Origin of the sequence: Burkholderia sp. Bp8998, from assembly GCF_003854235.1 — a bacterium.
Lineage (GTDB): Bacteria > Pseudomonadota > Gammaproteobacteria > Burkholderiales > Burkholderiaceae > Burkholderia.
The window spans coordinates 18800-28300 of sequence record NZ_QTQF01000063.1 but is presented as its reverse complement, the minus strand read 5'-3'; the positions used below and the strand labels follow the sequence as shown (position 1 = coordinate 28300).

6 protein-coding genes are annotated in these 9501 nt (G+C 60.0%); 3 read left to right on the top strand and 3 right to left on the bottom strand.

Annotated elements, in window-relative coordinates:
- Positions 1-469: 469 nt before the first annotated feature.
- Both DIE06_RS35205 and DIE06_RS35200 read left to right on the top strand, forming a co-directional pair.
- The gene (locus tag DIE06_RS35205) at positions 470-1936 is read left to right on the top strand and encodes an FAD-binding oxidoreductase (protein ID WP_221624085.1); all 1467 of its coding nucleotides are present in this window, start codon (positions 470-472) and stop codon (positions 1934-1936) included.
- 1110 nt (positions 1937-3046) lie between these two features.
- A complete protein-coding gene (locus DIE06_RS35200; protein WP_124665364.1) occupies positions 3047-3373 on the top strand; it encodes a hypothetical protein in 327 nt (108 codons plus the stop codon).
- A 960-nt stretch (positions 3374-4333) separates the two neighbouring features.
- On the opposite strand, the gene DIE06_RS35195 is transcribed toward DIE06_RS35200, so the two are convergent.
- Together DIE06_RS35195 and DIE06_RS35190 are read right to left on the bottom strand one after the other, a co-directional pair.
- A complete protein-coding gene (locus tag DIE06_RS35195; RefSeq protein ID WP_124665367.1) occupies positions 4334-4735 on the bottom strand; it encodes a hypothetical protein in 402 nt (133 codons plus the stop codon).
- A gap of 345 nt (positions 4736-5080) precedes the next feature.
- Positions 5081-6031, bottom strand: coding sequence for a GlxA family transcriptional regulator (locus DIE06_RS35190; RefSeq protein WP_260433877.1), 951 nt, complete (start codon positions 6029-6031; stop codon positions 5081-5083).
- Between the two features lie 473 nt (positions 6032-6504).
- On the opposite strand from DIE06_RS35190, the gene DIE06_RS35185 reads away from it, so the two are divergent.
- Complete coding sequence (locus tag DIE06_RS35185) at positions 6505-7590, top strand: helix-turn-helix domain-containing protein (protein ID WP_124665362.1); 1086 nt, start codon at positions 6505-6507, stop codon at positions 7588-7590.
- A 936-nt stretch (positions 7591-8526) separates the two neighbouring features.
- Here the strand turns inward: DIE06_RS35185 and DIE06_RS35180 are convergent.
- Positions 8527-9450: a LysR family transcriptional regulator gene (locus DIE06_RS35180; RefSeq protein WP_124665361.1), complete on the bottom strand. Its 924-nt coding sequence runs from the start codon at positions 9448-9450 to the stop codon at positions 8527-8529.
- Between the last annotated feature and the right edge of the window lie 51 nt (positions 9451-9501).

The following is a 9501-nucleotide window of genomic DNA, read 5'->3' as shown; positions in this document are numbered from 1 at the left end:
GCGCGCCAGCGACGCGGTGTCCGTCGGCGTCAGGGCCTGGGGCTTTCCCTTTGACACACGACGGCCGGCTTTTGCCGCGGCCGTGAATTCAGGGGATGTGGAATTGTTCCGATCAGAAATTGCCAATACATGCTCCTCGACAGATGAGCCGACGATCGTCGCGAGCATGACGCCAGAACGGCTTGCCTGCCGGGATGCGAACGGAATCGTGTACGCACAGATAGTCGAGGGCGGGACGCCTCGCGCGAAATCCGTATGCGCAGCTTGTGGGGGGCGTGAATGGTACCGGAATTTGTTGCGCGGCGCAACACCGGGGCCTTTGGATTTCCATACACTTTGCCCGCTCCAGCTACGACAAGGGGGTTAGCAGTCGCCCCCATAACAATGCTCATATATCCAGGATACCGTGTCCACGGACGGCGAATTACCCCTAAAGGCTGCCGCGCGACGCAGGATGGAGCACGCGAGAATGAACAACAACACGCAATCGGAACCGGCGTCAGAGGCGCTGCATGGTCTCACGCGCCGCAAGCTGCTTCAGGCGGGCATGGCTGGTGTCGCTGCCGCGACGCTGCGGCCGTTGCTGTCGCGGGCTGCACCATCAGGCGTCACAGTCAACGACGTGACGCTCCTCAACCCGATCCGGGTAGACCGCCGGCTCACCCCGCATACGACGGTGGAGGTCCAGCAGGCGCTCGCCGCATGGGCTGGGCCGGTTTGCATCGGCGGCGGGCGCTACAGCATGGGCGGACAGATTGCCACCGAACATAGCCTGCACCTCGATATGCGTCAGTTCAATCGACTGCTTCATTACTCGCCTGAAGGCAGGGTCGTGCGCGTGCAAAGCGGGATACGGTGGCGCGACCTGCAGTCGGTCATCGACCCCCATGACCTCTCGGTGAAGATCATGCAAAGCTATGCCAACTTCACGGTTGGCGGGGCGCTGTCGGTCAATGCCCATGGACGCTACGTCGGGGCAGGCCCAGTGATCAACTCGGTGCGCGCCGTGCAACTTGTGCTCGCAGACGGCTCGGTGGTGGACGCGTCCCGCGACACCAACCCCGACCTGTTCCACGCTGCCATCGGCGGCTATGGCGCGGTGGGCGTCATCACTGAGGTTGAATTGGATCTCGTGCCGAATGTCGTCATCGAGCGCCAGGTACACAGCATGCCGGTTGCCGACTACCCCAAATTTTTCAATGACCATGTACGCGGGAACGAACGGGCCGTTTTGCACAACGCCGATTTGGCGCCACCTGGCTTCGACCATGCCACTTCCGTTACCTGGCTCTCCACCGGTAAAGCCCCGACCATCTCGGACCGACTGGTTCCGCCCGGGCAATCGTACAAATTCGACCAAGCCGTTATGTGGGGCGTGGCGAAGCTTCCTGGCGGTGAGTCGTTTCGCAACGACGTGGTCGACCCGTTGCGCTACCTCAGCCACCCGGTCGTGAGACGCAATTACGAGGCGAGTCTCGACGTCGCCTCACTCGGGCCCATTGCCACCGGAAACACCACCTATGCTCTTCAGGAGTATTTTGTACCGATAGCTCAGTTCGACGCCTTCGTGCCGCGCATGGCCGCCATACTGCGGACACATCGAGCACACGCCGTGAACGTCTCCGTTCGTCATGCACCTGCCGACCACGCCTCCTGGATGGGCTGGGCACGCGAGGAGGTGTTTTCATTCGTACTGTATTACTGGCAACGGGTGTTCGCCGCCGATTGTGAGGAAGTTGGCACGTGGACACGCGAGCTCATCGACGCGGCGCTCTCGCTCGGCGGCACCTATTACCTACCCTATCAATTGCACGCGACACCTGACCAGTTTGCACGTGCCTATCCCGACTCGCCGCGCCTGTTCGCACTCAAGGCACAAGTCGATCCGAACAACCGATTTCGAAACAAACTATGGGACAAGTACTACCTTGCGTAGCGGGTCCGTCCCTGCGCCCCATGTCCCTGAAACCGTGCTTCCGCTCTCCGTCAGATGAAACTCCGCGCCGTAGTACGAAGTGCCGCTTTCATTCGAAGTGGTGTAATGCCAATCACCGTCGAAGCTGCCAGAGGCCTTTGCAGAAACCGGCATCGCTATCGCCGCGATCATGATGAAAAATACGAAGGGTAGCCTGATCAACGTCACTACTCCCGATATAAGGACCATTCTGCGTTACTAGCGACTAGATGATTTTGAGGGCGATGCGCACTTTGAGAGGTGCGCACTTGTATTTTTTACTCGAATTGAGGCTTCCCGTCGAGTGACTGAGATTGGCCGCACCCGGACCGACGAAGCGGTTGGATCCGCTCAGGCGACCGTCCAATGCCCGGCCAGCGTGTACGGAGTCAACTACGTTGGCCGCCAGACAAAGCAATTGTCGCCGCGCGGCCAGCGAACGCTAGCCTAAAGCAACTATCTAGAATTAGACTCGCAGTGCCTGCACCTGCATGAAAGGTGCCGAGAACGACTACTAATGGGGACAAAATGGCCGTGACTCAAACCAAGACGATAGGTGGCTTACTCATCTTGCACGTCATTCTTGCGTTGGGTATGCTGATCTCGCTCATAACCCTTAGAATGCTTGATTTCGGGATCTTTAGCTTCCTTGCAATAGGATGCAGCCTCCTAATTGGTCGATTCAATCAGCGAAAATCCTGCGAGCCGTCAAATTACCAAAAGCTATGCGGGCAAGGTCTATGTTTACTGTATGTGGTGCATCGCATTCGGGGGTCAGGAGCCCTTGCAGCTCCTTGCAGTTCACAGAGCGCAAGCGCACAGGAGATATTGCCTCGAGCAATCAGCCTGCGCCTTCGGCGGTGCACGGAGTGTCACGTCGATGTCGCATCCTGGCGGCCTGCCCGGATTACTACTCCCTGCGGTAGTGGCCTACACTAGAACTTGCACGTTCCGCGGGCTCGGTTGCAGCTTTGATGCAATGCAGTGTTGCCGCCGGCCGATTGAAGCGAGCGACTGGCGATACCACGGGTAACGCCGGAGTTATCTGCTGCCTGAGCGCATCTGGAACCGACGTTCAAGGAGGAGTTCATCATGTTGCAAGCCAGTGAAATCCAAAAGCGCTTTACCCATCTGCAGCAAACCGTGAGCGAGGCATCACGTACCTGTCACGCCGACAGGACGATTCCAAAGGACCTGATCAACTGGGTGGATGAGTTGGACAAGGAATGCAAATCGGCGAAGAAGCTCATGGCGTCCAACGATGAAGATCGTATGCGGCAATGCGTCGACGATCTCGAACGAATCGGTGATCGTGCAGAGCGTGCTTGCCAACAGGCCGGCGGTCTTGATGCCAAGATCATGAATGCAGTAAGTACGATGCATTCGGAACTTTCCGATCTAAAGCGACAACTGCATTGACGTACCCGACAGCCCCGGTTTCACGTGTGTTTCACGCCGGGGCTGTTTCCCCGTCGGCCCGCACTTTGACACGCCGATAGGCAATATCAACGACTGGACCTTACCGGCACCCGCTGTTTGTGAACACGCGGCACAACAGTTCGAGCACTTGCACGCGGGTCCTGACAGAACGTCCCATCAAGTGTTCCGCCGTTCGATCGCTTAATCGCCTCAAGTCTTTTGTACGCCAAGGCTCTTTCCTGTGGCGAATCCTTGAATAAAACGATTGACGGAACGAATTCTTTCGGACCGTCGAGCGGCTAGTTGGCGCCGCGAGTATACCGATAAACAAGGAGACCATCGTGATCCAGTTTGACGACGTAAGAATATTCCCGATCGCTTGCGGGACAAGCGGCGTAATATCCGTTTCCGGACTCGTCGCACAGGTAAATGAGCGCGGTGCCCGACGAAAGACGAACACCGGAAAGCTTGCCGTTGTTCACTTTGTGTATGTCGCCCTCATCCCAACTACCGCTGATCACATTGCCCGTTTCATTCATATGCAGGTTACTACTCCTGCCGCCTGGGCTGCAGTCCGTGGGTGGTGTTTCCCACACCCAGCTACCTGGAAGACTTGCGAAGCATCCGCTTGGGATTAGGAACATGAATAACAGCGCTATTCGAAACCACGGACTCAAATCAGAGTCTCGGCGCATTACTCCCCCCGGTTTTATCTGGTCTGGACGGAAAGAATGGGTCGCGAGATGGGCATGATACACGCGGCTTGGCGCCCCTTGGCGCTCATAACTGGACATTGAAGAATACTGATTGAATGCCTCTTCCTGGCCGCCTCCTGACGCCGGGACATGTAACGGTCGCGGGTTCCCATTCTCCATGCGCAGCCTCCCGATCATGAAGCGTAGCCTCACCGGGGAGCGTCTTTCCGTTTGGCCCGGCGGGTTCGGAAAGTCAGCGGACAAGCTATCGGAAAACCTGAGCCCATACCGCCCGAATGCGTCGCGCGCGGTCTTCCAGGAGATAGGAGGCCGCGAGCGTCAAGAGACCTGAAATTGCACCCGTCGCGATGTGTTCGACATAGGGGATACGGTAGTGACTCGTGTGTGAGTAGGCGTCGCCCAACGTTGTCAGGACGCCAACGACCAGCGCATTGCCGTATCGATGCGCGTAGAGTTTCGCCGCTGGCGTGAAAGTCAGAAGTACAGCCAGGAGTCCGGTAAACAGCCCTGTCTGAAATGCAATCGTCCAGTGGGCAAGGCTCATGATATTTCCCCAACTCCCCGGCATGCAGGTCATGCATGCACTGGTCGGCTGCCAGAAACGCTGGGCAAACAGTCTGACGCGGTGCTTCCACTGGGTTGACATGATGCATCCCGCCAATGCCGTCATCACGGCCAGCACCATCCATCACGCGTATCGTTGAAGCAGTTTCCGAACCCTTCAACGCGCTTGCCGCCCTCACGGATGGGTGGCCTGTGTGCCGTAGAGGCCGATCAATCACTCGGACATGGGGGAATACTACTCCACGATTGGACGGCCGCTGTCTCGACCGAGACCGGAATTCAACGCTTGGCGTCTATCGATGCGGTTCGATCGATGACGCGCATCGAGCGATGCGCTTCCGCGCGAAGTCGACGTCCGGAATCGACTGCGGATTCACCCCGTCGATGTGCCGACATGGATCGTGACGGCCGGGATTGAACGATTGGCTCACGCGATGCCGATGGTCGCTTCGTTACGCGTGCGATATTCGGTCGGTGTCGTCGACAGGTATTTCCGGAACAGCCTCGCCAGTTGCGCGCCACTGTTGATACCACAGCGACGCGCGACCTTGTCGACAGGCAAGGTCGATTCCACCAGCATCTTGCAACTCATGTTCAGGCGCGCGCGCAGCAGATAGTCGGATGGCGTCATGCCGATCTCGCTCTTGAACCTTCTCAGGAAATTGCGCGCGCTCATGGCCGCAACTTGTGCCGCGTCGTCGATCGAGACAGAGCGGTCGACGTTCGCCTCCAACCAGCGCGCGGATGCCGTGATCGGCTCGCTCACGCGTGGCGCCATGCTCGCCGCTACGGGAACATCGAACGGTACAGGCGCCGGTGCCGCCAGCGATCCGGACACATGCCTCGCGAGGACTTCACCCAAATCGTCTTCGACGATTCGCAACGCCATGCGAACGGCGTCAGGCGCGTCGCTCGGCGATCCGGTTGCGTATAGGTCTGGCGATTCGTCGGCGGCACGAAATCCGCTCGAAAGACCTGCCGCATCCAGAAGATGCCTTCCTTCAGCAATCGGATAAACGCCTTCGCAAAGCGAATGCTGGCGGCGCAGCCAATCGATCAGCCGCGTGTCCTGACAAGCCAGATGCGCGGCTGCCCCGCCGGCGACGAACACGATTTGCTTGCCGTCCACGCGCCGCCGCGAATCGATCCTTTCCGTCCAGACGAAGACCGATGAAGAGGTGGCAATGCGGCCGCCAGCGGCGGAGACCAGCGCTACGTCGTAGCGCGACTCGCCGGAACGACGAGATGCCGTCAGCGCACTTGCCCGATGAAAAATCTCGATGATCGCCGCGACATCATGCAGCGCAAATCCATTGGACAGCGCAATGTCAACTCGCGTCGGTGCCCGTGCCGCGGGCTTCCGCGAGCAGGTCAGCATGGCATGCTCCAATTCCAAGATCATTCCCAAGTATGTCGTTGACCGGCAGAGGTCCGCTGCGGGTTCTGCCACTCGAACCCGTTGACGCAAGCTATCGGTGCGACCTTCGGCAACGATCAAGTCGCAGAATCGAACAGCTCGTGGCCGCCTGAAACGGACAAACACCAAGGTACCGACGGCCCCAAGAATTCTAGGCGGGGCGGCCGGGGCGACTTGACACTCCGTCTCAAAAATGCGGAACTTCACGCATGTTCGAAAATTCATGCGTAAAGACTTCCCGATCCATGTCTGGCTGACTTCGGCATGGATGCATTGATCATCGGCCCCGCTGGGCGCATGAGGCGGAGCCGCGGTTCGCAAACGATTGCGATCACGAGGTGGTTATTTTGGACTCGCGCGCGTTCTGACCGGGCCATTGGCTCAATACGAGGTTCGGCCGCGCGGGAGGGATCAAAACCGGATGAAAATCAGCCATGACCGCTGCATTGAACGACGACCCGCTACACACCGCGATACCGCTCGGCCGCTTGTTGTTGCAGCCGGAGCCGCCGACGCTCGCGCCTGGCATCGCGCACAGCAATTTCAGCGTTCAAGGCGACGCCCGTCGAAGCTTCCTGGCCTGGCAGGAGCGCATGAGCCCTGTCTACGACATTTGGCCTTCGTCAAAGCAAGCCGAGGATACGTTCGATGCATCGCTGTCCCGTTACACCATCGACAATCTGAGCATCTTCGACTTTCGCACGGCGCCGAACCTGGCCGTGCGATCACTGGGGCGGGTTTCGACCGAGAGCATTCGCGACATCACGTTCAGCGTATTCCTTGAAGGGCCGCCGGCCGAGTTCCTGGGCGGCAAGCCACGGTCCGACGTGCCGCACATGCCGCCATTGCCAAGTATCCTCGCGCTGGACATGGATCAGCCGTGCACAGTACGGAGTTTTCATGGTCGGATACTTCTCCTTTTCGTGCCGCGCGCCTTGGTGGAAAGGTCATTCCCCGATGCCGCCTCCCTGCATGGCCGCTGGATTCATGCCACCACCCCTCTCACGCGCATGCTGATCGAGCATGTGGTGGCGCTCAGGAGACAAATCGTCGGCCTGAGCAAGAAGGACGCGCATCAGTCCTTTCTCACCGCTGTCGAGCTGATCGTTGCCGCTTTCAGCCGTCACGCGGGTCTTGCCGGTAACGCTCGCGCGGCGGTACGCGCTGCCATTTACGGGCAAGTGCGGCGGCATGTAGAGACAAATCTGCATGATCCGAATTTATCGCCTGACAGCGTGCTGGCATCGCTACAGCTCTCGCGCGCCAGCGTGTATCGCATATTCGAGCATGAAGGTGGCCTGGCCGCCTATATCCGCAACCGCAGGCTGAGAATGGCGGCCGATGAGCTGGTGCGCTTTCCGCATATGGAGGTACAGGACGTCGCCGCGGGGTTGGGTTTCAATGATGCGTCGAGCTTTACGCGCGCATTTCGTCGCGCGTTCGACATCGCGCCACGCGAATTGCACGAGTACGCACCGTTGCTCCAGCGCGGAAATCCAAAACGGGCGCGCTTCACATAGGGGCAGTGGTGAACCGGTTGGATCGGGGGCTGTGATCGGGGCCTCGAAATCATGCGGCCGTGTCAAGCAGCGAGAGCGAAGCCGTTTCCCGCTCCATTGCGCGGTCGCCCTGGGGGGCAAGATCCTGCTTCGCCGGTCACGATGACGACGCACGGAACCGAGAGCCCCTCGTGCCTGTGCCGATGCGCGCGTTATGGATTCATCCCGAAATCGGGCGTATGCCAGATGCGTCCGGTCGGCTCCCCGGCGAGGATCCGGAAGATCGAACTGCCGCAACCCGGGCAGCGATAATGCTCGACCGCAATCGTGCCGCTCAGCGCACCCACACCCGCCAGGGTAAGGCGGTGCTGCTGCGTCTCGAATGACGAACGTCCTTGCAGATCTCGGCACGACTGACAAACAGACATCATGCATCCCCTCATTCGACAACGCCGGCCCACGATGGTGGAGCCGTTTCCGCCGCATCGCGGCTGACGACGCGAGCGCCGCTTCATTCGAATGATAACTGCTGCGTTTCGTCCTCGGGCAGATCGGTGTCGACGATGTTCCGCTGCCTGTCACGGCGCCCGGACGCTCTCTTCCAAACCGCTACCCAAGCGGCCAGCGCATTCGACGCAATCGCGGCCCATGCGGTCGATGTACGTTTCGGCATGCGGTACGGTCGGCGCACCGTTATTTCGTTAACGTGATCCTTTGATCGTTTTAAGGATAATTGCTCAAATCTCGCGACGCCAGCATCCTTTCAATCTCGTCTCGAAGCCGTCAGGCACCCGCCGTTCCCGGCTGGTGCTGCCCCCTTTCCGGCCCCTATCCTGGCTCTCCTTCATTGTGGCCGCTCGAGCGGATGCCGAATTGGTCCCATTGATTTTCGACCAATAATTCCGCGGCGCGTGTTCAGCAACAGGCAGCGAATCGACAGCCGGCGATCGCGGCAAACTATCGCAGAAACGGCGCCAAGGCTTCGGACGCCTCGGAGAACCGCTGCTCGAGGAAGTCGAGCAATGTGCGCACGCGCGGCGCCATATAAAGCGTGCGTTGAAAGAGCGCGTTCACGGGCACGTCCGGGCAGCGCCACTCCGGCAGCAGCAGCTTGAGCCGTCCGGCCTGAAGATCGGCGCCGATGTCCCAGATCGACTTCATCGCCACGCCGCGGCCCTCCATCGCCCATTCGCGGGCAAGCGAACCGTCGTTGGTCTGGCGTGAACTGTCGAGCGGCGCGGTGAACAACGCGGTCTCCCCATCGCGCGCGAAACGCCAGTTGTTCGCCGCGCCGGCCGCCGAGGAAAGCACGATGAATCGATGCTCACGCAAATCGTCGGGATGGTTCGGCATGCCGTGCTCGGCGATGTAGTCGGGCGACGCGCATAGCGCGCGGCGATTGTCGGCCATGCGCTTGGCGACCATCGCGCTGTCCGCCGGCACGCCGAAGCGGATCGCGAGATCGATATCGTCCTGCAGCAAGTGCGACAGCGAATCGGACAGCACGAGCGTCAGCGTGACGTTCGGATGGCGTTCGTTGAATGCGTCGAGCCATCGACGCAGCACCGTGCGCCCGAAATCGGAGGTGGCCGATACGCGCAACGCCCCGCTCACCGATGCCCGCCCGGCCTGCAACGCCGCGCGCGCATCTTCCAGCGTTTGCAGCGCGTGCTGGCAGTGAACGAGATACATCCGGCCTTCGTCCGTGAGGCGCAGCTTGCGGGTCGATCGCTCGAACAGCTGGGTATGGAGTGCTCCCTCCAGCTTCACGAGCCGGGCGCTCGCCGCGGCGGGGGACAGTCCGAGCTTTCTGCCGGCCGCCGACAGGCTGCCTTGGCTTGCTGCTTCAACGAAAAGCCGAATGTCACCGAGATTGTCCATGGTCGCGTCACGCGAAAAGAATGTGGGGTCCGCCGCGCGATGCCCCGCGTG

What these genes read in the sequence shown, in the direction of transcription:
- DIE06_RS35205 (WP_221624085.1), top strand. Translation starts at nt 470, where the DNA reads ATGAACAACAACACGCAATCGGAACCGGCGTCAGAGGCGCTGCATGGT.
- DIE06_RS35200 (WP_124665364.1), top strand. Translation starts at nt 3,047, where the DNA reads ATGTTGCAAGCCAGTGAAATCCAAAAGCGCTTTACCCATCTGCAGCAA.
- DIE06_RS35195 (WP_124665367.1), bottom strand. Translation starts at nt 4,735, where the DNA reads ATGTCAACCCAGTGGAAGCACCGCGTCAGACTGTTTGCCCAGCGTTTC.
- DIE06_RS35190 (WP_260433877.1), bottom strand. Translation starts at nt 6,031, where the DNA reads ATGCTGACCTGCTCGCGGAAGCCCGCGGCACGGGCACCGACGCGAGTT.
- DIE06_RS35185 (WP_124665362.1), top strand. Translation starts at nt 6,505, where the DNA reads ATGACCGCTGCATTGAACGACGACCCGCTACACACCGCGATACCGCTC.
- DIE06_RS35180 (WP_124665361.1), bottom strand. Translation starts at nt 9,450, where the DNA reads ATGGACAATCTCGGTGACATTCGGCTTTTCGTTGAAGCAGCAAGCCAA.